The following is a 21,582-nucleotide window of genomic DNA, read 5'->3' as shown; positions in this document are numbered from 1 at the left end:
GGTATTTAAGTTTGGTGCTGTTCACAAAAATAATGGCTAATAAAAGGGCTAAAAAATGGCAGAAAATCGTCAAGGTTTTTTGGTTAGTTAGCTTGGATTAATATTCGTTGTGGATTAACTGGAAGTGGAAGGAGATTGATTTGGTAGGTGTTGTTTATGATTAGACAGAATAATCTTGGAATTTTATTCAAACTTTATTTTTAGGCGGTTTTTAAAGTTTATAATGGTTATTTGATGCGTATCAAATAACACATTGAGCAGAAAACAAAAAAAAGGAAGCCGAAGCTTCCTTTTAAATGTTCAATCACCAGCGAATGTTAGATAAACAGACCGCCGAATGCGAAGCCGAGTGCTACCGCAGTACTGATTGTTACCACACCTGGAATGAAGAATGGGTGGTTGAATACGTAGTTACCGATACGCGTTGAGCCTGTGTCATCCATCTCAACCGCTGCTAGTAGCGTAGGGTAAGTTGGAAGTACGAACAGCGCACTTACCGCAGCAAAAGAAGCAACGGCTGTTAGTGGTGCTACGCCAATCGCTAGTGCTGCAGGCATCAGTGCAACTGTTGTTGCACCTTGAGAGTAAAGCAGCATAGAAGCGAAGAACAGAACAAGAGCCAGCATCCATGGGTAGTCAGCCAGTAGAGCGCCTGCTACGTCTTTGATTTCAGCAACGTGTGCGTTTACAAACGTTGAACCTAACCAAGCCACACCAAGTACACATACACATGCCGTCATACCAGAACGGAACGTTGGTGCTGAAGAAATCTTCGCTGCATCAATCTTAGTGAACATCACGATAGCCGCTGCTGCTGCCAGCATTACAGACATGATCGCTTCGTTACGACCTAGCGCCGGGTTTTCAATTAGGCCAACAGAGCTAGAGATAGCCGCTGCGTAACAAACCACGAAACCAATTGCAGCTAGGAAGATGTACGTTGCTTTCTTCGCTGTAGGTAGAATTTCGCGTTTCTCTTCTGTTGCTAGCTTGATTAGACCTTTCTCTAGACGTTCTTGATAAACAGGATCGTCTTTCAATTCGCTACCCATGTAGTTAGCAACAACCGCACCAACCATACAAGCGATGAAGGTTGTTGGGATACAAACCATCAATAGCGTTAGGTAATCAACACCAAATGGTGCCAACATTGCTGCGAAAGCCACAACTGCAGCCGAGATTGGCGAAGCTGTGATAGCAATTTGAGAAGCGACAACTGCGATAGACAGTGGACGAGAAGGACGAACACCTTGGCCTTTCGCTACTTCTGCAATAACAGGAAGCGTAGAGAATGCTGTGTGACCAGTACCCGCCATTAATGTCATTACAAAGGTCACAATCGGCGCGTAAAAGGTGATGCGTTCAGGGTGTTTACGCAAAAAGTTTTCGGCAATTTGTACCAACCAGTCCATACCGCCAGCAACTTGCATTGCAGCAATTGCGGTGATAACTGACATGATGATCAAGATTACGTCGATCGGGATGAAAGATTGGCTTGTTGGAACGCCAAGAATAAGTGAAAGGGCAATAACACCAGCACCACCGGCAAAACCAATACCGATACCGCCAATTCTGGCCCCCAAAAAGATAAAGAGCAGGACGACAAACAGTTCTACTGCAATCATAAGTAACACCTCATTTAGATTTTATTATGTGAACATTCGCCGCTGGAATGTTCACATAATAGTTCTATGGTTTAGATTCAATTTGGCAAAAGCGCAACCAACGGAAATCCACAAAATAATCATGGTTAACCGTATTGGAGCCTAAAAAAGGGCTCCGTTTGGAACCCTTTCTCGCTAACTTTATTCGTAGCGCTTCGCTTTATACTGAGGATGCATCAAATTTTCAACAGAGAAAATGTCATCAAGTTCTTCTTCGGTTAATAAACCGCGCTCTAGAACCACATCACGAACGCTCTTACCTGTCTCAGCACAGATCTTACCAACAATGTCACCCTCGTGGTGGCCAATGTATGGGTTTAGGTAAGTGACGATACCGATAGAGTTAAATACGTGCGCTTCACATACTTCTTTGTTTACCGTAATGCCGTCTACACACTTGTCGCGCAGGTTCACACAAGCGTTTGTCAGAATGTCTAGAGACTCAAACATGCTTTGTGCAATAACAGGTTCCATTACGTTCAGTTGAAGTTGACCACCTTCCGCAGCGAAAGAAACCGTGTTGTCGTTACCTAGAACTTTGAAGCAAACTTGGTTTACTACTTCAGGTACAACTGGGTTTACTTTAGCAGGCATGATTGAAGAACCTGCTTGCAGTTCAGGTAGGTTTAGCTCGTTCAAACCAGTACGTGGACCTGAAGAAAGTAGACGCAAGTCGTTACAGATCTTAGATAGCTTAACTGCTAGACGCTTAAGTGCGCCGTGCGTCATTACGTATGCGCCACAGTCAGACGTTGCTTCGATTAAATCTTCAGCCGCTACACACTCTAGGCCTGTTACTTCTGCGAGGTGTTTCACTGCTAGGCCTTGGTAACCCGGTGCTGCGTTCAGACCTGTACCGATAGCCGTTGCGCCTAGGTTTACTTCAAGCAGTAGTTTTGAAGTGTATTCTAGGTTTTTGATTTCTTCATTGATGGTTACAGCCCAAGCGTGGAACTCTTGGCCAACCGTCATTGGAACTGCGTCTTGAAGCTGAGTACGACCCATCTTCAAAATCGTGTTGAATTCTTGGCTCTTAAGCTCGAATGCACCTTTTAGGTATTCGATCGCATCAATCAGTTTACGAACGCTGTTGTAAACAGAGATACGGAAGCCAGTTGGGTAAGCACAGTTTGTAGATTGGCTGCGGTTTACATGGTCGTTCGGGTTGATGAACTCGTATTGGCCTTTTTCTTTGCCCATAAGTTCAAGAGCCACGTTCGCAACAACTTCGTTTGCGTTCATGTTTACAGAAGTACCAGCACCACCTTGGAAAACGTCCGATGGGAACTGATCCATGCACTTACCCGTGTCTAGAATTAGGTCACAAGCTTGGATGATGTATTTAGCCACTTCGCTTGGAATTACACCTAACTCTTTGTTTGCTAAAGCCGCCGCTTTCTTAGTCATCACCATACCGCGAACGAATTCAGGTACATCTGAGATCGTTACATTTGAGATGTTGAAGTTTTCAACTGCGCGTAGAGTGTGGATGCCGTAGTAAGCATCAGCCGGAACATGACGTTGACCTAATAGATCTTCTTCGAGACGAGTAGCTTGAGGAGCTTCAACTTGAGCTTCTGATTGAGTAGCCATAACAGGATCCTTAGAGAATTATTCTGATTATATAGTTAGTTATTAGCCTATTCTGTGTGCAAATACTCCGTTCGCTAGAATATTGGGCTGATAAATCCGTCCTGACTTATGTGGCACATGATACTGTACTTAGCGCATAAAAATATTAAGTGGATCACCTTTTTCGGTTTTGTTTCGTCAATATTTTGCAAAGTTATTCTTGGTCAATAAACACGCTTATTTACAGGATAAATTTGAGATTGTTAGGGCTTTCAGCGTAAACTGCAAGTAACAAAGGAGGGCGTGTGTTTCCTATCTTATTATTACTATTTATCTTCGTACCCATCATTGAGATTGGGCTATTTATTCAAGTTGGTGGCTTCTTAGGATTGTGGCCAACTATTGCGTTGGTTTTGATCACTGCATTTGTGGGTGCATCGCTGGTTCGTAGCCAAGGCATTCAGACACTTATGTCTGTGCAAGGTCGTTTGCAACAAGGCGAAATGCCAGCACAACAGATTCTTGAAGGCGTGATGCTTGCAGTTGCCGGTGTATTGCTGCTGACTCCGGGTTTTATGACGGACGCACTCGGTATGTTGGTATTATTGCCAGCACCAAGAGCGATGATTGCCAAGAAAATGATGGAAAAAATGGTGGTGACTAATATGTCTGGCGGTTTCCATGCGGGTGGGCAAGCTGGTTTTGGCCAGAGCCCATTTGGACAAGACCCATTCAATCGCGATCCATCTGATCAATCAAAAGACGGCAACACCTTTGAGGGTGAGTTTGAGAAGAAAGACGACGACAACGATCGTAATCGCTTAAACTAATTAATCTTTTTTCTCTTTAGATAGAGGGAAAACAGAAAAGGCTCTTACCTTTATCCTTCGCAAGAAAGTGATAATGGTAAGAGCCTTTTTTATTGTCTGTCGTCTGTTGTTGCTTATTGTCTATTGATAACAGATTAGTTTGAGTGTTCGGTTATACCGCGCCTTCAAAACCCATTTGTCGCCATGCTTCAAAAGCAATGATTGCCACTGCGTTAGACAGGTTCAGGCTGCGCGCGTCTGGCATCATTGGAATACGAATGCGTTGTTCCATTGGCATACTTTCGATGAATTCAGCAGGCAGCCCGCGAGTCTCTGGGCCAAACATCAACACATCACCTTGTTGGAATTTTGCATCAACGTGGTGACCTGTCGTTTTAGTGGTGCAGGCAAAGATGCGGAAGTCACCCTCGCGTTCATTCTCAAGATACTCAAGGAAAGCTTCTAGGTTCTTGTGACGCTTAACTCGCGCAAGGTCGTGGTAATCCAAGCCAGCACGACGAACCTTCTTCTCTTCAAAATCAAAGCCAAGCGGTTCAATCAGGTGCAGGTTTGCGCCGCAGTTAGCACATAGGCGGATGATGTTACCCGTATTGGGTGCAATTTCTGGTTCGTATAGAGCGATATCAAACATGTTGGTTCACAAGAGTAATCAAAGATAGCCCGAGTATACGGTGGCAAGCTGAGTGAGTACAGTTCACCACCATTCGCTTACGCTTTATTCGCGAGTGCTTGTGCGTAGTTTTCAGCAACCGCCTTCCAATTCACCACATTCCACCATGCGTTGATGTAATCAGGACGACGGTTTTGGTAGCTGATGTAGTAGGCGTGTTCCCAAACATCGAGCGCGAGAATCGGTTCGCCATCACTCGCCACGGTATCCATCCACGGATTATCTTGGTTCGAGGTTGAGATGATCTTCAGTTGCCCTTGCTCTACCACTAGCCAAGCAAAGCCGGAGCCAAAGGTATTGATCGCCGCTTGGGCGAACTGATCTTGGAATGTCTCGAAATCACCGAAGGTACTCTTGATAGCCTCACCAAGCTCGCCCGTAGGTTCACCACCACCGTCTTGCGACATGCAATTCCAATACAAGATGTGATTGTAGTAGCCGCCGCCATTGTTACGCACGGCAGGGCTGTGCTGAGATATGTTGGCAAAGATCTCGGTCAGAGATTGCTGTTCTAGCTCGCTGCCAGACACTGCCGCAACAAACTTATCGTAGTAGGTTCTATGGTGCTTGCTGTAATGCACTTCCATTGTCTTAGCGTCAATGTAAGGCTCTAGGGCATCGTAAGCGTAGGGTAAAGCAGGGAAAGTGTGCGACATGGTAAATCCTCCTTAATTAGAGGATTTACCATAATGATAATAACAATCATTATCAACTGTGATCTTTGTGGGGGTATTACACCGGTAAGATAGGCAGCGTGATTTCGAGTTGTAATCCACCGAGCTGGCTGCGGGTTGCGGTGATGGTTCCGCTGTGTTGGCGAATCGCACTTTCAGTAATGGTTAATCCAAGCCCTGTGCCGCCAGAGTTTCTGTCACGCGCTGTTGAGACACGGTAGAAAGGTCTGAAGATAGAATCGAGTTCATCCTCTGGAACACCATCACCATTATCATTGACGCAAATTGTTAGCTGATCTTGAACCACATGGAACTGTACATCCACTTGGTCTTTACCGTAGTAGATGGCATTGCGTGTAATGTTGTCTAGCGCACTCATCAGCAGTTTAGGGTTCCCCGAAATAGAGCGTTCTGGGATCTCCGAGAACGTCAGTTGTTTGCCCATCTGTTCGGCTTCAAACTCTGCGTCTTTTAAGATCTCTTCCCATAGGCTCGAGATAGGCTGAACCTCACGAGTAATATGGCTGTCGACCTGCATACGAGATAGCGTTAGCAGCTCACTGATCATCTGTTCCAAACGCTGTGCTTCGGTATCAATGCGTTCTAACTCTTGGCTCTCGCCTTGTTTACGAATCGCCAGTGCATTGGCCATGCGAAGACGTGTCAGTGGCGAGCGGAGCTCGTGTGAGATATCAGAGAGCAGGCGTTGTTGCCCCGAAATCATCTGGTTTACCGCTTCTACCATCTGGTTAAAGCTTTCACCAGCTTGTCTGAACTCTGAAGTACCTTTTTCGAGTGTTGGATCGACCTCGAATTGACCTTTCGCCACGCGTTGTGCCGCGCGTTCTAGCCTGCGAGCGGGTTGACTCAGTGCCCAAGCTAACCAAAGTAATAGCGGGGTACTCGCCAACATCACGGCAAGCAATAGCTGCAGAGGTCTATCAAACAGGCGCAGTAAGAATGGCGGTGGTTGGTTCCACTTCACTCCGGCATACATCAGCAACTCTTCACCAGCGAGAGTAATTGGCACTGGCCCTGCGACCATGTAGTGTCCGTAGAGTTTTTGCTTCGGTATCTCAGGGTTATCAATCGAGGTAACAAAGTTACGAATCGCCTTTAGCTTATAGTCTGAATGCCTTTTCGAGGTAAGGACTGCGCCCTCAAGATCGGTCAGGTAGATGCGAGCTCTAGAATCCTTGCGGCTGCGTGGCGCCTCCAGTTGGAAGACAATCTTGCCCAGATTAGGTTCTTTGGCGTAGCGTTTCTCTGTGATTTTAGCGATACGCTCGAGTTTATCGAGGTGATCTGCGGGCACATCTCGCGCGACTCGAGGGTCTAAATGGGGAAGTGACAGCACCGACAAAAGCACCAGTAACATGGTGAACCAAAAGATAGCAAAGATACGTCCATATAAGCTGGTGATTTTAGGTATACGCATTAATCTTCCTCTACCAATAAGTAGCCACGGCCTCGTAAGGTTTTGATGCGTGATTTGCCGTCAGTGCGCTCAGGAATCTTCTTACGTAGATTAGAGATGTGCATGTCTATCGCGCGGTCAAACGCTGCGAGCCTTTTACCCAGCACATCCAAACTCAATGCTTCTTTGGTGATCACTTGCCCTGGGTTTTGGATAAGGTGACTCAGTAGGGCGAACTCGGTTGTGGTGAGGTCGATGAGCTCCCCATTGCAGTAGGCTTCTTGTTTGCCAGGGAAGACTTCGATGTCTTGATATTGAACTCTATCACTGGCCGCCTTAGGTGCGGTGTTGGTTTGAGTACGACGCAAGATAGCTCGAATACGAGCTAACAACTCTCGGTCACTGAAAGGTTTAGGCAGGTAATCATCCGCGCCAAGTTCAAGACCAATCACACGGTCGATCTCTTCGCCTTTTGCGGTCAGCATCAGCACTGGTGTTTCCCAATTTTCTCTCAGTTTCTTTAGTGTTTCCATGCCATTAAGACGCGGCATCATCACATCCAAAAGAATCAGGTCAATCTCATCATTGATAGCTTCCAGCCCTGCATAGCCATCATTGGCTTCGGAAACAGTGAAGCCCTCAAAGCTCAGAATGTCTTTGAGTAAGCTGGTTAACTCGGTGTCGTCATCAATAAGAAGAATGTTCGCCATTGGGAAGCCTTAATCGGTTATCTACTATTTACAGGTTAATAATACTGCTAATTATTCGTCAACTTTCACTCTTTACGATTCTTTACGCTTTCTAAACGTCACTTTACGAGGGAAAGACTAATCTATATCTAAGCGCTGAGAAACAGACGCAACACATGACTTATTATACCGAATTGAGGCAACAATTATGAAAATGACTAAGAAACTTGTACTAGCAGCTGCGGCACTTCCACTAATGTTAGGTACAGCAAGCGCGTATGCTTACGGTGGTGGTGATAAAGGTGACCACAAAGGTATGCACGACAAGTGTGGCGGTTTCGATAAAAAAGTAATGCGCCAACTAGACCTAACCGACGCTCAAAAAGAACAGTTAAAAGAGATGCGTGAAGCAGACCGTGCTGAGATGAAAGCAAAGCGCGGTGCAAACAAAACGGCAAAAATGGCGCAAATGAAAGCGCATCACGAAAAGGTTCAAGCATTGGTACTTGCTGACAACTTTGACGAAGCAGCAGCAAACGACCTAGCAAGCCAAATGGTTGAGAAGCAAACTGAGCGTCGCGTAGCAATGCTTAAGAAGCAACACCAAATGATGAGCGTACTAACGGCTGAGCAAAAGACTCAACTGAAAGAAATCCAACAAGAGCGCATGACTAAGTGTGCTGACAAAATGGGAAAACGCATGAACAAAGACAAGTAATTCATTGCTTGAAAAATCAGCGTTGAATGAAAGTGTTTAGAAAGAAGCGGCCGAGTGTCGCTTTTTTTGATCCTTAAAAATGAATGTTTTACATCATGGCTGTCATATTCAATTGGTGGTTTGCAGGTTATACTTTGTGCTATCAGTCACTTTATAGCCAAGTTATGAAACAAGAATACGCACGTTTAGTTACGCTCGCCGCTTGGGCAGCCACCACCATCGCCACTATTTTATTGATAGTGAAAGTCGCAGCTTGGTGGGTGACAGGTTCCGTGAGTCTGTTGGCTTCCGTCGTGGATTCAATGCTGGATATCGCGGCCTCTGTCGTTAACCTTATCGTGGTTCGTTACTCTCTGCAGCCTGCCGACAAAGAGCACACCTTTGGTCATGGTAAGGCTGAATCTCTCGCTGCATTAGCGCAGGCAATGTTTATTTCAGGCTCTGCATGTTTCCTTATTCTCAATGGTATTGAACGCTTCTTCCGACCTCATGAACTGAACTCTCCAGAAATTGGTATCTACGTCAGCCTGTTCGCGATAGTGATGACGTTTGGTCTGGTTCGTTTCCAAAAACATGTGGTCAACAAAACGGGCAGCCAAGCAATTGCAGCCGATTCATTGCACTATCAATCAGACCTTTATATGAACGCTGCGATCATGCTGGCACTGGCATTGAGCTGGTTTGGGATTGGTCAGGCGGACTCAGTATTCGCGGTGGGTATCGGTATCTACATTCTGTACAGCGCTTATCAAATGGCGATGGAAGCGGTTCAGTCTCTGCTTGATCATAAGCTGCCAGATGATGAGCTAAAACAGATTAAAGAGACATCATTGAGCGTGGAAGGCGTGCTGGGTGTGCATCAATTACGAACGCGTCGCTCGGGGCCAATACGCTTCATCCAACTGCATCTAGAATTGGAAGATAATATCCCACTAATTGAAGCGCATCGCATTTCTGACGAAGTAGAGGCTAAGCTTATCTCCGTGTTCCCTGATGCTGATGTATTAATTCACCAAGACCCGTATTCGGTCGTATTTGGACCAGAGAAGCAGCAGAAATTCCACTCGTGGTAATGCGTGCTAAAAATCAGCGGGCAAATGGTAAGTGAGTGGCTTTTGAACTAAAGTGAGTAAAAATTACTAACTGTTAGGTGATTCAAAAACCACCTTAGTAACAATTAATGTTGATTCTGATGTGAATCAACAAAGTTATTGAGTAAAACTGTAATACTCTTACAGAAGTAGAAATGTTACATAATTTTACGCGATTTGAGTGCTATTCCTGTTGAGGAAATGTAACATAACGCACAAATATAGATTTAAAATCTTGTTGATATACAATCAGCAAGAACAAGAATTGAATAATAGATTCCCAAAAATCGAGGGTGAGCATGATTAAGAAGATCGGTGTTTTGACCAGTGGTGGTGACGCTCCAGGTATGAACGCAGCAGTTCGCGGCGTTGTTCGTACTGCGTTATCAGTTGGCATTGAAGTTTACGGTATTTACGATGGCTACCAAGGCCTTGTTGAAGACCGTATCGAAAAGCTTGACCGTTCAAGCGTATCTGACGTGATCAACCGTGGTGGTACTTTCTTAGGTTCTGCACGTTTCCCTGAATTTAAAGACGTTGCTGTTCGTGAGAAAGGCATTGAGAACCTTAAGAAACACGGTATCGAAGCACTTGTTGTTATCGGTGGTGACGGTTCTTACATGGGGGCTAAGAAGCTGACTGAAATGGGTTACCCATGTATTGGTCTTCCAGGCACAATCGATAACGATATCGCGGGTACTGACTACACAATCGGTTACCTAACAGCGCTTAACACTGTTATTGATTCAATTGACCGTCTACGTGACACGTCTTCTTCTCACCAACGTATTTCTATTGTTGAAATCATGGGCCGTCACTGTGGTGACCTTACGCTTATGTCAGCAATCGCGGGTGGTTGTGAGTACATCATTACTCCAGAGACTGGCCTAGATAAAGAACAGCTTATCAGCAACATCCAAGATGGTATTGCGAAAGGTAAGAAGCACGCAATCATCGCTCTAACTGAGCTAATGATGGATGCTAACGAACTGGCTAAAGAGATCGAATCTTCCACAGGTCGTGAAACTCGTGCAACGGTTCTTGGTCACATCCAACGTGGTGGTCGTCCTACTGCATTTGACCGTGTATTGGCTTCTCGTATGGGTAACTACGCTGTTCACCTTCTTCAAGAAGGTCACGGTGGTCGTTGTGTGGGTATCGAGAAAGAAGAACTTGTTCACCACGACATCATCGATTGTATCGAGAACATGCAGAACCCAGACCGTTCTGAGCTGTTCCGCGTTGCAGAAGAGTTGTTCTAAGCCACGCTTAGCGTTCTCTTAAAGAATTTAAAAACCGCTGATTATTCAGCGGTTTTTTTGTGCCTGCCGTTTGGGTTTCAGAAACGACAGGTAATAAAAAAAGGCCAACCTAAGTTGACCTTTCATCTAATCTAAACGGTGAGGTTTAAATTAAGCTTTTGCTTCAGCTGCTGCTTTAGCGATAGCTGCGAAGCTTTTCGCGTCTAGAGCTGCGCCGCCAACTAGAGCACCGTCGATGTCTGGTTGTGCGAAGTAAGCTGCTGCGTTTTCTGGCTTAACAGAACCGCCGTATTGGATAACAACTTTCTTAGCAACTTCTTCAGATTTCTCTGCGATGTGTGCACGGATTTGAGCGTGGATGCGTTGTGCATCTTCAGCTGTAGCTGCTTTACCAGTACCGATAGCCCAGATTGGTTCGTAAGCGATGATAGCGCCTTCAAGAGCTTCAACACCTTGAGTGTTGATAACAGCGTCAAGTTGACGAGCACATACTGCAACAGTTTCGCCTGCTTCGTTTTGTGCTTCAGATTCACCGATACAAAGAACTGGAGTTAGGCCGTTCTCTTTTAGGAATGCGAATTTCTTAGCTACGAACTCATCTGATTCGTTGTGGTATTCACGACGCTCAGAGTGACCGATGATGATGTGAGATGCGCCGAACTCTTTAAGCATTGCTGGAGACATGTCGCCAGTGAATGCACCGCTGTTGTTTAGGTCAGAGTTTTGAGCACCTAGGATGATCGCGCTGCCCGCTTCAGTAAGCGTACGCTCTGCTAGATCAACGAAAAGTGCTGGTGGAGCAACTGCTACGTCTACGCCTGTTACGCCTTCAAGTTCAGCGTTAAGACCGTTTAGTAGATCAACAACCATTTCTTTGCTGCCGTTTAGTTTCCAGTTACCCATAACTACAGGATGACGCATAGGAATATCTCCAAAGTATTTAAATAAATCGAATGTAAAAAAGTAAACTTTATTACGAAATAATATAACAGATTAATATCAACAGATCATGACTGTGGTCATGACTTTCTTGGATCTTACTCAATGGTCAGAGTAGATTTTGAGCATATATCAGTGATCCGGCAGACAGAATAATAGCTAACTTCTCGGATTTTTCATCGTTAGTTGTTATTAAGGGACAAACGATTGCGTTAACAACAGGAAGTAACAATGCCGAATCTAGTTCTAGAGTACTCCAATTCAGTGGATGAGCGAGTAAATATCCAAGGCTTACTGGAAGATCTCCACCAAGTCGCTCTCACATGTGGCTTGTTTGATGTGCCATCAGTGAAATCTCGTTCACTGCGTTGCCATAATTGGTTGGTCGGTGATGAGGAAGATAGTGTAGACTTTATTCATATCAGCTTTGAGTTACTTTCGGGACGAACGGAAGAGCAAAAGCGAGAATTGTCACGATCGTTAATGCAGATCCTGCAAGAACAAGCGAGTCATGTAAGAAGCTTAACGGTGAATATTCGTGATATGGATAAAAGTTGCTTTCAAAAAGTAATAAACTAACCATTGCTGCTGACTTTTAGCGGCGTATAAATTTGAGTATTTAAGATGTCGATGAAAGAATTACTGCTCTCTTTCAAGGGGAGAATTGGTCGTAAGACTTACTGGATTTGGAATGTTTTCTACTACATAGCGATTACCGGTTTTGCTTCAGGTATCTCTGTGTTGTTCCCTGCTTACTCTTATATCCTGCTACCAATCATCCTATTGATGCTTGTGATCCCAGACCTTGCGGTAACCGCTAAGCGCTGGCACGACCGCAATAAGTCTAATTACTGGCTACTATTGAATGTGCCATTAGTATTGGGTCGTTTAGCTTCGCCAATGGTTGCAACGACGACAGAGTCGGTATCGCCAATTCATATGGCGGCAACCGTCGCGGCATTAGTGTGTGGTTTCTGGATTCTGATTGAGTGTGGTTTGTTGAAAGGTACAGAAGGCCGTAATGACTACGGCGAAGACCCATGTGAATATTGAACAGCGAACCAATAAGAAGGGGGCATTACGCTCCCTTTTTCTTTTTAGTGCTTTGCTAATTTCAGTACATTTTAGGTTCGGTATTCGGCTTAAAAGGCACGACATTTTCAGGCAGAGATTCTTCAAAGCCGCAGCGCCCTTCGAGTGCATCTTGGAACTTACAGACCTGACAGCGCAGCTCTTGCATGAGTACGACATTGGCGTGGTGTGGGTTTTTACAACGGCTAACCACTAAGTCGATGTGACTTTGCTGCGCACGAAGTCGGTCTTGCATCACGTCTGAAGCCGAACAAATCATCTGTTCGCACATCTCGTGTTTGAATTGATTGAATGCTTTCGGGTCGCTTTTCGCGAGTTGGACAAGTTCATCAAAGGGTGGCAGTTTTTGAGCGGGTTGTGGATGCGCCATCATTCCTTCCTTAGCATTAAGCGTGTTTCATATGCTCTAAGCTTAAGAAAGAAATCTGTACAAATTTTAATCTATTTGTATTTTCTCAATATTGAGACGGTATTAGCCGATTACCTTTGCAATCAAAGGGCGGGTGTTAAGGTGTAAGTGCAGCGTCGTTCGCCAGCAATGATGTGCTCTGTACGGCTCACGTGACACTCATCTTTTAGTAACTCAGTAAACACGTTGAGCTCAGATTGGCACAGGCTAGGGCAGCGAGTTGCAGCCTTACAGATAGGGCAGTGGTTCTCAATCAAGATGTAGTGATCATCATGTTCTTGAAGCTCAGCCATGTAGCCTTCGTCTTCACGAAGCTGGGTGAGTTTTTTAAGCTTGCTGATGAGTGAATCACAGCCAGACAGCGCAGTTTGATACTGCTTAAGAGTGTGTTGTTCACGCTCGGCAGCAACCTTAGCCAGCCCTTCTTTACCAAATAGATTCTCGACAGCATCAATCACTTGAATGGTGAGTTCACCATGTCGGTCTGAAAATTGGTTATGACCTTGTTGAGTCAGGGACCAGTGGCGAGTCGGGCGACCCACTTTCACTTTCACATCATGAAACGCAAGAATACCGTCATCTTCCAGGCTTTGCAGATGTTGCCTTGCCCCCATTGTCGTCATGCCAAATTCTTCTGACAGTTGTTTCGCGGTTACCGCGCCTTGACGCTTAATGGTCTGTAAGATTCTGTCGCTTGTTTTCATACTATCCCTACCTAATGAACCTTACTATTATGAGGCAAGGTGTTTATAAAGCAAACCATTTACTATATTGATGATAATTTACTCTATAGATAGCGTTTTACTCTATTGGCTGCCATGGTCAGATTCTGGTGCGCTAATAAAACAAAAGGCTGATACTAGGTATCAGCCTTGGAATGTTCTGTTTCACCGAATTTAGGCTTACAGGATATGACCTACTACTTCTGGATCTTTACGCTCTAGGTAGTGGATAGATTTGATGCGGCGAATTGTACGGCAGCGGCCACGGATAAGCAGGGTTTCTGTGGTTGCGATATTACCTTGACGAGAAATACCTTCTAGCAAGTCACCCTTAGTGATGCCTGTTGCTGAGAATACAACGTTGTCGCTGCGTGCCATGTCTTCCATCTTCAATACGATACCCGCCGTTACGCCCATTTCTGCGCAGCGCTCAAGTTCAAGTTCACCGTGCTTGCGGTTCTCTTCTGTGTCGCCTTTCACTTCGTGGCGAGGTAGAAGACGACCGTGCATGTCGCCGTCGAGTGCGCGAATTACCGCCGCCGAGACCACACCTTCAGGTGCGCCGCCGATGCAGTACATGACGTCTACTTCACTGTCTGGCATACAGGTTAAGATAGAAGCCGCAACATCACCGTCTGGCACAGCAAATACACGAACGCCCATTGCTTGCATGTCGGCGATGACTTGATCATGACGAGGCTTAGCAAGCGTGGTTACGACTAGAGTATCAAGTGTTTTACCTAGTGCTTTAGCGATGTTTTCTAGGTTTTCTGTTAGTGGCAGTTCTAGGTCAATCACGCCTTTAGCGCCAGGGCCAACAACCAACTTTTCCATGTACATATCAGGCGCTTTAAGGAAGCTGCCTTTTTCGCCCGCAGCCAATACAGCCAATGCATTTGATTGGCCCATTGCTGTCATGCGTGTCCCTTCAATTGGGTCAACTGCGATGTCGACAGCGTCGCCGCCCACACCTACGTTTTCGCCGATGTATAGCATAGGTGCATCATCGATTTCACCTTCGCCGATAACAATCTCACCGCTAATTTCGGTTTTGTTTAATAGGCTACGCATTACTTCTACAGCAGCGCCATCTGCAGCGTTTTTATCGCCACGGCCAAGCCACTTGTAACCAGCTAGTGCTGCACCTTCTGTGACACGAGAGAATGACATTGCTAAATCGCGTTTCATGCGGACTCCAAAATTTTCAAAGGGGGAATAGAAATTTCGCGGCGAATTTTACCATATCCAAAAGGAAACGTTTGCCTTTTTGTTTTTTGGAGATTGCTCTCGATCAATTCGCAGTGGAAAACAGTTATTATTCATCAAAATAATCGGTTTGCCGTTGTGGCGGTAATCGTTCACGTCAATATTCGGTAAAAAGCGCTGTTTTTTTCATCGAATGGCGCAAAATATCGAATATATTGAGTGTTTATCCTTGCTCTGCTGAGTAGAATGGGGAAATAAGTGGAGTGAACCTTCACCATCAAACGGATAACTTAAAGGTAGGCCAGAATGTCTTTTGAAGTACTAGAGCAGCTAGAAGCAAAAATTCAAACAGCAGTAGATACAATTGCACTTCTTCAAATGGAAGTGGAAGAGCTTAAAGAAGAGAAACAAGCACTAGCAACAGAAGCTGGTGAGCTTAAAGCAAGCCGTCACGAGCTAGAGCAAAAAACTCAGCAAATGCAGGAAGAGCATTCAGCATGGCAAGATCGCATCCGTAACCTTCTTGGTAAAATGGATGAAGTAGAGTAATCGACTCTTCAGATTTAAAAAAACGCCCGCTACTCAGTAGCGGGCGTTTTTGTTTGTGTTCTTATGATTTGTTTTATTATTTGAAGCTGAGTGAGAGTTACTCGACCTCTTCTTCCTCGACATCCAAATCGAGTTCTACATCTAGAGGTTCGGCAGAAAGAATGATGCCAGTGTTGTCTGCGTAGAGGTAATCTTCAGGTAAGAAGGTCACGCTGCCAAAGTTCACTGGAACGTCTAATTCACCGACACCTTCTTGGCTCGCACCAACAGGGATAGAAGCCAAGGCTTGGATACCTAGGTTCATGTCTTCAAGCTCATCGACTTCACGAACGCACCCGTAAACCACAATCCCTTCCCACTCATTGTCTTCGGCAAGTAGGGCTATCTCAGCATCGATCAGCGCTTTACGTAGTGAGCCGCCCCCATCGATTAACAACACACGCCCCAGACCGTCTTGCTCTAGTACAGAGCGAATCAAAGCGTTGTCTTCAAAACACTTTAATGTCGTGATCTGTCCTGCGAAGGATGCACGTCCACCGAAGTTGCTGAACATTGGCTCCACGACATCAACTTGATCCAAATATATGTCGCACAGTGCTGAAGTGTTGTATTCCATTAGTATACCTTTTGAACAATGAGCTTACTTTGAGTATATCGGCGCTTGATCCCTTTGCAATGATTAGTCTCATTTAACTCAATAGAGTTTGAGCTACGACAACCCCTGCAAACAATAGGTTAGTGACCAGTGAGCATTTCACAATCACGGGCATCATTGGTGCAATTTGCGCTGGCTTTTCGGTTTCCCAAACGGCTTTGCCATGCTTGTAAACAATAATAATGCTCAGCAAAAACGGCAGGCTGATCCAGACCGGCTTTTCTTGAATAAGCAGGTAGATAGCGAAAGACGCAAGGGCGAGGCCAAGCAGAGCAAAATGATAGTGTTTGGCTTTGCGTTGTCCTAGGCGAACCGCCATGGTGCGCTTACCACATTCGCTGTCGTTTTCGATATCACGCATGTTGTTGATATTGAGTACCGCAACCGCCATCAAGCCACAGCCCAATGCCGGAAGGAATAGGCTTGGTTCAACATGGCCAGTGTGCAAGAAGTAAGTCCCTGAAACACCTAATAAACCGAAGAAGATAAATACCGATAAGTCGCCAAGGCCAATATAGCCATAAGGCTTATTACCGACGGTATAAGCGATGGCAGCAACAATGGCTAATATGCCTAACGCAATGAAAGATAAGATACTTTCAATCGAGGTTAAGGCATGAAAAATAAGAATCAGCCCAGCGACCATAGTAAACACGATGTTGAGGATGATCGCTTGCTTCATGGTTTTCGCTGTTACCGCGCCAGATTGCATGGCACGTGTTGGCCCCAGACGATTTTCGTTGTCTGTGCCTTTTACGGCGTCGCCATAGTCATTGGCTAGGTTCGATAAAATCTGTAATAGGGTGGCGGTTAAAAATGCCAGTAGGGCTATCGATAAAGAAAACTGACCACCGGCGAACGCTAAACTACTTCCTGTAAGAATAGAGACAAGTGCGAGAGGCAGAGTTTTTGGTCGTGCGGCATCAAGCCAGATCAGTAGAGATTGTTTCATCGTAGGTCTAATTCTTTGTAAGTCTTCGTTTCATACTGTGATTTGAGTATACGCCCATTTTTCGGGTAATAAAAAGCCCACTCGAAAGTGGGCCTTGAATTCGCTTATTAGCTGCTATTTCTTTGAGATAGAGCAATAAGTTAGAGTTTGGTGTGCTACAGGATGAAGCGGCTTAGGTCTTCGTCTTCAACGAATTCGCCAAGTTTCGATGTTACGTAAGCTTCATCAATCACTAGCTTGCTGCCAGCTTTGTCTGTTGCTTCGAATGAAATCTCATCCATTAGACGCTCCATCACTGTGTGTAGACGACGCGCACCGATGTTCTCAGTGGTTTCGTTTACGCGCCATGCTGCGTCCGCAATCTGGTTGATGCCATCTTCAGTGAACTCAATGTTGACATCTTCTGTTTTCATTAGGGCAATGTATTGCTCTGTTAGAGATGCTTTTGGCTCAGTTAGGATGCGTTTGAAGTCATGTGCTGATAGTGCTTCAAGTTCTACGCGGATTGGTAGACGACCTTGTAGCTCAGGGATCAGGTCAGATGGCTTAGCCACTTGGAATGCGCCTGATGTGATAAACAAGATGTGGTCAGTTTTAACCATACCGTGCTTGGTTGATACTGTGCTGCCTTCGATAAGAGGCAGTAGGTCACGCTGAACACCTTCGCGAGATACATCTGGGCCTGAACTGTCGCCACGCTTACAGATTTTGTCGATCTCATCGATGAATACGATGCCGTTGTTTTCAGCGTTGAAGATCGCGTTCTCTTTCAGCTCTTCTTGGTTCACAAGCTTCGCAGCTTCTTCTTCCGTCAGTGCTTTGAATGCGTCTTTGATTTTCATCTTACGCTTTTTCTTGGTGTCGCCCGCTAGGTTTTGGAACATGCCTTGCAGCTGGTTTGTCATCTCTTCCATGCCTGGAGGTGACATGATTTCAACGCCCATTTGCGGTGCGGCTACATCAACTTCAATCTCTTTGTCATCTAGCTTACCTTCACGCAGTTTCTTGCGGAAAATCTGACGAGTGTTTGAAGAGGTTGTCTCTTCAGTTGATTGCTCGTTCTGACCCCAAGCATCACGCGCTGGTGGTAGAAGGGCATCAAGAATGCGTTCTTCAGCTTGTTCTTCAGCGCGGTATTGTACTTTTTCCATCGCTTGTTGGTGCGTCATCTTGATCGCAACGTCCGTTAGATCACGGATGATGGTTTCAACTTCTTTACCAACGTAACCCACTTCGGTGAACTTAGTCGCTTCTACCTTGATGAAAGGCGCGTTTGCTAATTTCGCTAGGCGGCGAGCGATTTCAGTTTTACCTACACCCGTTGGGCCAATCATCAGGATGTTTTTTGGCGATACTTCAACACGTAGGCTTTCTTCAAGCTGCATACGGCGCCAGCGGTTACGAAGAGCGATAGCCACTGAGCGCTTAGCGTTGTCTTGGCCGATAATGTGGCGATTGAGTTCGTGAACAATTTCGCGAGGAGTCATCTCAGACATGGTTTTTCCTTAATTCTTTAATCACTGTTGAATACAACGTTATTGATGGAAGCGGTCGTTACTCTGGCTTTGGCAGCTCAACGGTGCTTTCTAGTTCTTCAATAGTGTGGTGATGGTTGGTGAAGACACAGATGTCGCCTGCAATGTTCAGCGACTTTTCTGCGATTTCACGCGCATCTAAATCAGTATTTTCTAATAGTGCAGTAGCGGCTGCTTGAGCGAAGTTTCCGCCCGAACCGATCGCAATCAGGTCGTTCTCAGGTTGAACTACGTCACCGTTACCTGTGATGATCAGTGAAGCGGTCTCATCCGCTACTGCTAACAGTGCTTCTAACTTACGTAGAGCACGGTCGCTACGCCAATCCTTCGCTAGCTCAACTGCCGCTTTGGTGAGATGGCCTTGGTGCATTTGCAGCTTGCTTTCAAATTTTTCGAATAGCGTGAAAGCATCAGCCGTACCGCCAGCAAAACCGGCCAGTACTTTGTTGTTGTATAGGCGACGTACTTTACGGGCGTTGCCCTTCATTACTGTATTGCCCAGAGATACTTGTCCATCACCCGCGATGACGACTTTATTATTACGACGTACAGATACAATGGTAGTCACGAGTCGACCTCTTTTGATTATTATTTATGGTTACTACTTATATGTGGCTCCACTATCATGAATTCAAGTGCTACTTTTAATGGTATGTCATATCAAAAAAACTAAATGTTACCAGTTGTTTCAAACATCCATTACCTGTTGAGCCTATGTGTGGCAAGGGTTGGTGGGTTAATAGTTTGTGATAAATATAAAAAAAGATAAAACAAATTTCTAACGTGAAATGGTTAACACTTTTTGTTTGATTTATAAGGAATGATGTTCACTAATCAGTGGTATTCACTACATAAGGAGTAGTGTGATGAATAGTGACAATATCAGTTTTTTTAATAGAGATATGGATCTGGATGAGCTGTCTATACTGCATCATCTGATGTATCAGGAGGCGGGCGAGTGTTCAACAGAACATCTAAAAAACTCGGTCAACGTTTTTCTTAAACGTCCATTTCCTAACGTTTTAGCGCACTTGGATTTTTTTGGTTACATCGAGATAAATAAGGAGCAGGTCTACCTGACTGACTTTGGGCTTGAGTACTACGAACAAGTACCTCAGTTTCGTTAAAACGCACTCTTTTGATTAACATACTGGTATTGCTTGTGCGATGAACTATTGAACGCTTTCAAACAGCAATAGGGGGAATCCTCTTCCCCCTATTATATATTGAGTTGATTAAGACCCGTCTTTCCAAATAGCGCAAGGTTCAATTTTCGCTCGTTGCAGCTTATGGCGATCGCGTTCTGCGTCACGCTTCAACTTGTATGGCCCTAAAACCACACGGTACCAGCTACTGCCATCTTTCTTGCGGATCTCACTTGAGATACCTTGGAAGGCAATATCCAACTTACGTGCTTCTGCCTGCGACGAGGTTTTGTAAGCGCCACACTGCATGATGTAAGGGATCTTAGAGATCTGTTGCTCTTTGGCTTTTACTTCAATCTCGCGGCTTGGCAGCGTTTCAACGTAGTCCCACTTCTCTTCAGGAGGCGGCGGAATCACTTTCGCTGGTTTTGGCTTAGGTTTTGGTTTGGTTGCCACAGGCGTTGGTGCAGGCGGCTCAGGATCATTACTCAATAGGTAAAGTCCGTAACCAAAACCACCGGCAAGGAGGATCGCCAAAAGACCACTGCGCCAAGGTTTACGGCGAGGGGCTTGTTTTTTGGTCGGTTTTTTCGTGCCACGACCGCGCTTTACATAATCTCTATTAGCCACAAGACAATTCAATAGTTGCTGATTCTGCCCTCATGGTAATCCAGATTGCGCGAGGATAATAGTGCAGAAATGGAAGCGGCACATCAAAATGTGCCGCAGATTTATAAGGGTATTTCTAAGGGTTATATTCGAGGTGGCGCTGTACTGCCTCGAACCACTAATTTAGCTTCAAGCAGACGCGAACCTGCTTGCACATCGTTGCCTTTTAATAGATCAAGCATCATCAACATCGCTTGGCGTCCAATCTCATAACGAGGCTGAGAAATGGTGGTTAGCGGTGGATCGCAGTATTGAGCGAATTGGATGTCATCGAAGCCGACAATCGATAGGTCTTGAGGAACGCGCAAGCCCAGCTTCTTCGTTTCTTGAATCGCACCAATCGCCATCGCATCGTTGTGACAGAAGATAGCTGTAGGTTGTTCAGGAAGTGCCAGTAATTGACGAACCGCTTGAGCGCCCGCTTCAAAGGTGAAGTCACCGACCGTGCTATAGGCTGGATTCATTGAGACTCCGGCGCGACGCAGCGCTTGCTGGTAGCCTTGTTGGCGGAACTTACACAGTGTTGCCGATACTGGTCCTGAAATTTGAGCAATACGCTTATGACCTAACTGAGCTAGGTAGTTCACCGCTTCAAAGGCAGAGGTCAGGTTATCGATGTGTACCGTAGGCAGTTCAAGCTCAGGGGCAAACTCACACGCCATTACCATCGGCGGTAAATTCTTTTGTTCAGGTTTGCTGACATCAAACGGATGGTCAGTACCCAGCAGCAACATGCCGTCGGCTTGTTTGGTGAAAACTAAGTTAACAAACGAAGACTCGCGCTTCTTTTGCTGGCCGCTATCACCCAGTAGAACAAGGTAATCATTTTCTACTGCGGCATCTTCGATACCACGAATGATCTCGGCGAAATAAGGGTCACAGATATCAGGAACAATAGTGATGATGGTTTTTGATTCGTTGCGACGTAAGTTTCTAGCTAATGTATTGGGTGAGTATCCAGCTTCAAGTACTGCTGTTTCCACTCGTTTGCGAGTCGAAACTGAGACTTTCTCAGGGTTCATCAATGCACGTGATACCGTGGCTGTTGAGACGCCTGCTAGCTGGGCAACATCCTTCATTGTCGCCATAAATTAAACCCTCTTTTAAGTTCCTTTGTCGCCT

Annotated in this window: 24 protein-coding genes; 8 read left to right on the top strand and 16 right to left on the bottom strand. The window is 45.4% G+C overall.

Annotated elements, in window-relative coordinates:
* Positions 1-317: 317 nt before the first annotated feature.
* Entirely contained in the window at positions 318-1,625 is a 1,308-nt protein-coding gene (locus AB4482_RS15710; RefSeq protein ID WP_017061168.1) for an anaerobic C4-dicarboxylate transporter, read from the bottom strand.
* Between the two features lie 180 nt (positions 1,626-1,805).
* On the bottom strand, positions 1,806-3,257 hold the full coding sequence (gene aspA / locus AB4482_RS15705; RefSeq protein ID WP_017063668.1) for an aspartate ammonia-lyase: 1,452 nt from the start codon (positions 3,255-3,257) through the stop codon (positions 1,806-1,808).
* Positions 3,258-3,541: 284 nt separating this feature from the next.
* On the opposite strand from aspA, the gene AB4482_RS15700 reads away from it, so the two are divergent.
* On the top strand, positions 3,542-4,066 hold the full coding sequence (locus AB4482_RS15700; RefSeq protein WP_012604974.1) for an FxsA family protein: 525 nt from the start codon (positions 3,542-3,544) through the stop codon (positions 4,064-4,066).
* A 151-nt stretch (positions 4,067-4,217) separates the two neighbouring features.
* On the opposite strand, the gene trmL is transcribed toward AB4482_RS15700, so the two are convergent.
* The 4 genes from trmL to AB4482_RS15680 form a co-directional block, all read right to left on the bottom strand.
* On the bottom strand, positions 4,218-4,697 hold the full coding sequence (trmL, locus tag AB4482_RS15695) for a tRNA (uridine(34)/cytosine(34)/5-carboxymethylaminomethyluridine(34)-2'-O)-methyltransferase TrmL (protein WP_009844716.1): 480 nt from the start codon (positions 4,695-4,697) through the stop codon (positions 4,218-4,220).
* A gap of 77 nt (positions 4,698-4,774) precedes the next feature.
* Positions 4,775-5,392, bottom strand: coding sequence for a superoxide dismutase (locus tag AB4482_RS15690; protein WP_372125067.1), 618 nt, complete (start codon positions 5,390-5,392; stop codon positions 4,775-4,777).
* 76 nt (positions 5,393-5,468) lie between these two features.
* Positions 5,469-6,848, bottom strand: coding sequence for an envelope stress sensor histidine kinase CpxA (gene cpxA, locus AB4482_RS15685; protein ID WP_017068848.1), 1,380 nt, complete (start codon positions 6,846-6,848; stop codon positions 5,469-5,471).
* Positions 6,848-7,537: a response regulator gene (locus AB4482_RS15680; protein ID WP_017061163.1), complete on the bottom strand. Its 690-nt coding sequence runs from the start codon at positions 7,535-7,537 to the stop codon at positions 6,848-6,850. Before AB4482_RS15680 ends, cpxA begins: the two co-directional genes overlap by 1 nt.
* Before the next feature lie 187 nt (positions 7,538-7,724).
* Here AB4482_RS15680 and AB4482_RS15675 point away from each other — a divergent pair, with 187 nt between their 5' ends.
* From AB4482_RS15675 to pfkA, 3 genes are all read left to right on the top strand, one after another.
* Positions 7,725-8,234, top strand: coding sequence for a CpxP family protein (locus AB4482_RS15675; protein WP_229647415.1), 510 nt, complete (start codon positions 7,725-7,727; stop codon positions 8,232-8,234).
* Positions 8,235-8,398: 164 nt separating this feature from the next.
* Complete coding sequence (fieF, locus tag AB4482_RS15670; protein WP_050649603.1) at positions 8,399-9,307, top strand: CDF family cation-efflux transporter FieF; 909 nt, start codon at positions 8,399-8,401, stop codon at positions 9,305-9,307.
* A gap of 317 nt (positions 9,308-9,624) precedes the next feature.
* Entirely contained in the window at positions 9,625-10,587 is a 963-nt protein-coding gene (gene pfkA, locus AB4482_RS15665; RefSeq protein ID WP_017061160.1) for a 6-phosphofructokinase, read from the top strand.
* 150 nt (positions 10,588-10,737) lie between these two features.
* Here the strand turns inward: pfkA and tpiA are convergent, their stop codons facing one another.
* Positions 10,738-11,508 (bottom strand): triose-phosphate isomerase, encoded by a 771-nt coding sequence (tpiA, locus tag AB4482_RS15660; RefSeq protein WP_017061158.1) that lies wholly within the window; start codon positions 11,506-11,508, stop codon positions 10,738-10,740.
* A 249-nt stretch (positions 11,509-11,757) separates the two neighbouring features.
* Here tpiA and AB4482_RS15655 point away from each other — a divergent pair, with 249 nt between their 5' ends.
* Together AB4482_RS15655 and AB4482_RS15650 are read left to right on the top strand one after the other, a co-directional pair.
* Positions 11,758-12,105 (top strand): 5-carboxymethyl-2-hydroxymuconate Delta-isomerase, encoded by a 348-nt coding sequence (locus AB4482_RS15655; protein ID WP_017061157.1) that lies wholly within the window; start codon positions 11,758-11,760, stop codon positions 12,103-12,105.
* Positions 12,106-12,150: 45 nt separating this feature from the next.
* Complete coding sequence (locus tag AB4482_RS15650) at positions 12,151-12,579, top strand: DUF805 domain-containing protein (RefSeq protein WP_372128622.1); 429 nt, start codon at positions 12,151-12,153, stop codon at positions 12,577-12,579.
* A gap of 61 nt (positions 12,580-12,640) precedes the next feature.
* Here the strand turns inward: AB4482_RS15650 and AB4482_RS15645 are convergent, their stop codons facing one another.
* The 3 genes from AB4482_RS15645 to glpX all read right to left on the bottom strand — a co-directional run bounded on the left by AB4482_RS15645 (position 12,641) and on the right by glpX (position 14,937).
* Entirely contained in the window at positions 12,641-12,988 is a 348-nt protein-coding gene (locus AB4482_RS15645) for a DUF3135 domain-containing protein (protein ID WP_017061155.1), read from the bottom strand.
* Between the two features lie 122 nt (positions 12,989-13,110).
* Entirely contained in the window at positions 13,111-13,731 is a 621-nt protein-coding gene (locus AB4482_RS15640) for a metalloregulator ArsR/SmtB family transcription factor (RefSeq protein WP_017063674.1), read from the bottom strand.
* Positions 13,732-13,929: 198 nt separating this feature from the next.
* Complete coding sequence (gene glpX / locus AB4482_RS15635; RefSeq protein ID WP_017061153.1) at positions 13,930-14,937, bottom strand: class II fructose-bisphosphatase; 1,008 nt, start codon at positions 14,935-14,937, stop codon at positions 13,930-13,932.
* Positions 14,938-15,261: 324 nt separating this feature from the next.
* On the opposite strand from glpX, the gene zapB reads away from it, so the two are divergent.
* Positions 15,262-15,504 (top strand): cell division protein ZapB, encoded by a 243-nt coding sequence (zapB, locus tag AB4482_RS15630; protein ID WP_008219652.1) that lies wholly within the window; start codon positions 15,262-15,264, stop codon positions 15,502-15,504.
* 97 nt (positions 15,505-15,601) lie between these two features.
* Here zapB and rraA read toward each other — a convergent pair whose 3' ends face one another.
* The 4 genes from rraA to hslV form a co-directional block, all read right to left on the bottom strand.
* On the bottom strand, positions 15,602-16,120 hold the full coding sequence (gene rraA, locus AB4482_RS15625; RefSeq protein ID WP_017071322.1) for a ribonuclease E activity regulator RraA: 519 nt from the start codon (positions 16,118-16,120) through the stop codon (positions 15,602-15,604).
* A gap of 73 nt (positions 16,121-16,193) precedes the next feature.
* Entirely contained in the window at positions 16,194-17,111 is a 918-nt protein-coding gene (locus AB4482_RS15620; RefSeq protein ID WP_017061151.1) for a 1,4-dihydroxy-2-naphthoate polyprenyltransferase, read from the bottom strand.
* Between the two features lie 155 nt (positions 17,112-17,266).
* On the bottom strand, positions 17,267-18,607 hold the full coding sequence (gene hslU, locus AB4482_RS15615) for an HslU--HslV peptidase ATPase subunit (RefSeq protein ID WP_137001064.1): 1,341 nt from the start codon (positions 18,605-18,607) through the stop codon (positions 17,267-17,269).
* Positions 18,608-18,665: 58 nt separating this feature from the next.
* Positions 18,666-19,214: an ATP-dependent protease subunit HslV gene (hslV, locus tag AB4482_RS15610; protein WP_004729692.1), complete on the bottom strand. Its 549-nt coding sequence runs from the start codon at positions 19,212-19,214 to the stop codon at positions 18,666-18,668.
* Between the two features lie 298 nt (positions 19,215-19,512).
* Between hslV and AB4482_RS15605 the strand changes: the two genes are divergently transcribed.
* Complete coding sequence (locus tag AB4482_RS15605) at positions 19,513-19,773, top strand: hypothetical protein (protein WP_017061149.1); 261 nt, start codon at positions 19,513-19,515, stop codon at positions 19,771-19,773.
* Between the two features lie 108 nt (positions 19,774-19,881).
* Here AB4482_RS15605 and AB4482_RS15600 read toward each other — a convergent pair whose 3' ends face one another.
* The gene (locus AB4482_RS15600) at positions 19,882-20,421 is read right to left on the bottom strand and encodes an SPOR domain-containing protein (protein WP_017061148.1); all 540 of its coding nucleotides are present in this window, start codon (positions 20,419-20,421) and stop codon (positions 19,882-19,884) included.
* A gap of 122 nt (positions 20,422-20,543) precedes the next feature.
* Complete coding sequence (gene cytR, locus AB4482_RS15595) at positions 20,544-21,548, bottom strand: DNA-binding transcriptional regulator CytR (protein WP_017061147.1); 1,005 nt, start codon at positions 21,546-21,548, stop codon at positions 20,544-20,546.
* Positions 21,549-21,582 lie beyond the last annotated feature (34 nt).

This window comes from Vibrio sp. 10N.222.55.C7 (assembly GCF_041473335.1).
GTDB classification, from domain to species: Bacteria; Pseudomonadota; Gammaproteobacteria; order Enterobacterales; family Vibrionaceae; genus Vibrio; species Vibrio crassostreae_C.
The sequence above is the reverse complement of the archived record's forward strand: the minus strand, read 5'-3'. Positions and strand labels throughout refer to the sequence as shown.

Bases quoted from the DNA above. Each gene is read 5' to 3' on its own strand.
- hslU (WP_137001064.1), bottom strand. From the start codon at position 18,607: ATGTCTGAGATGACTCCTCGCGAAATTGTTCACGAACTCAATCGCCAC.
- aspA (WP_017063668.1), bottom strand. From the start codon at position 3,257: ATGGCTACTCAATCAGAAGCTCAAGTTGAAGCTCCTCAAGCTACTCGT.
- fieF (WP_050649603.1), top strand. From the start codon at position 8,399: ATGAAACAAGAATACGCACGTTTAGTTACGCTCGCCGCTTGGGCAGCC.
- AB4482_RS15620 (WP_017061151.1), bottom strand. From the start codon at position 17,111: ATGAAACAATCTCTACTGATCTGGCTTGATGCCGCACGACCAAAAACT.
- cytR (WP_017061147.1), bottom strand. From the start codon at position 21,548: ATGGCGACAATGAAGGATGTTGCCCAGCTAGCAGGCGTCTCAACAGCC.
- AB4482_RS15680 (WP_017061163.1), bottom strand. From the start codon at position 7,537: ATGGCGAACATTCTTCTTATTGATGACGACACCGAGTTAACCAGCTTA.
- AB4482_RS15710 (WP_017061168.1), bottom strand. From the start codon at position 1,625: ATGATTGCAGTAGAACTGTTTGTCGTCCTGCTCTTTATCTTTTTGGGG.
- glpX (WP_017061153.1), bottom strand. From the start codon at position 14,937: ATGAAACGCGATTTAGCAATGTCATTCTCTCGTGTCACAGAAGGTGCA.
- tpiA (WP_017061158.1), bottom strand. From the start codon at position 11,508: ATGCGTCATCCTGTAGTTATGGGTAACTGGAAACTAAACGGCAGCAAA.
- AB4482_RS15650 (WP_372128622.1), top strand. From the start codon at position 12,151: ATGTCGATGAAAGAATTACTGCTCTCTTTCAAGGGGAGAATTGGTCGT.
- AB4482_RS15645 (WP_017061155.1), bottom strand. From the start codon at position 12,988: ATGGCGCATCCACAACCCGCTCAAAAACTGCCACCCTTTGATGAACTT.
- AB4482_RS15605 (WP_017061149.1), top strand. From the start codon at position 19,513: ATGAATAGTGACAATATCAGTTTTTTTAATAGAGATATGGATCTGGAT.
- cpxA (WP_017068848.1), bottom strand. From the start codon at position 6,848: ATGCGTATACCTAAAATCACCAGCTTATATGGACGTATCTTTGCTATC.
- AB4482_RS15690 (WP_372125067.1), bottom strand. From the start codon at position 5,392: ATGTCGCACACTTTCCCTGCTTTACCCTACGCTTACGATGCCCTAGAG.
- AB4482_RS15655 (WP_017061157.1), top strand. From the start codon at position 11,758: ATGCCGAATCTAGTTCTAGAGTACTCCAATTCAGTGGATGAGCGAGTA.
- trmL (WP_009844716.1), bottom strand. From the start codon at position 4,697: ATGTTTGATATCGCTCTATACGAACCAGAAATTGCACCCAATACGGGT.
- zapB (WP_008219652.1), top strand. From the start codon at position 15,262: ATGTCTTTTGAAGTACTAGAGCAGCTAGAAGCAAAAATTCAAACAGCA.
- AB4482_RS15640 (WP_017063674.1), bottom strand. From the start codon at position 13,731: ATGAAAACAAGCGACAGAATCTTACAGACCATTAAGCGTCAAGGCGCG.
- AB4482_RS15675 (WP_229647415.1), top strand. From the start codon at position 7,725: ATGAAAATGACTAAGAAACTTGTACTAGCAGCTGCGGCACTTCCACTA.
- pfkA (WP_017061160.1), top strand. From the start codon at position 9,625: ATGATTAAGAAGATCGGTGTTTTGACCAGTGGTGGTGACGCTCCAGGT.
- rraA (WP_017071322.1), bottom strand. From the start codon at position 16,120: ATGGAATACAACACTTCAGCACTGTGCGACATATATTTGGATCAAGTT.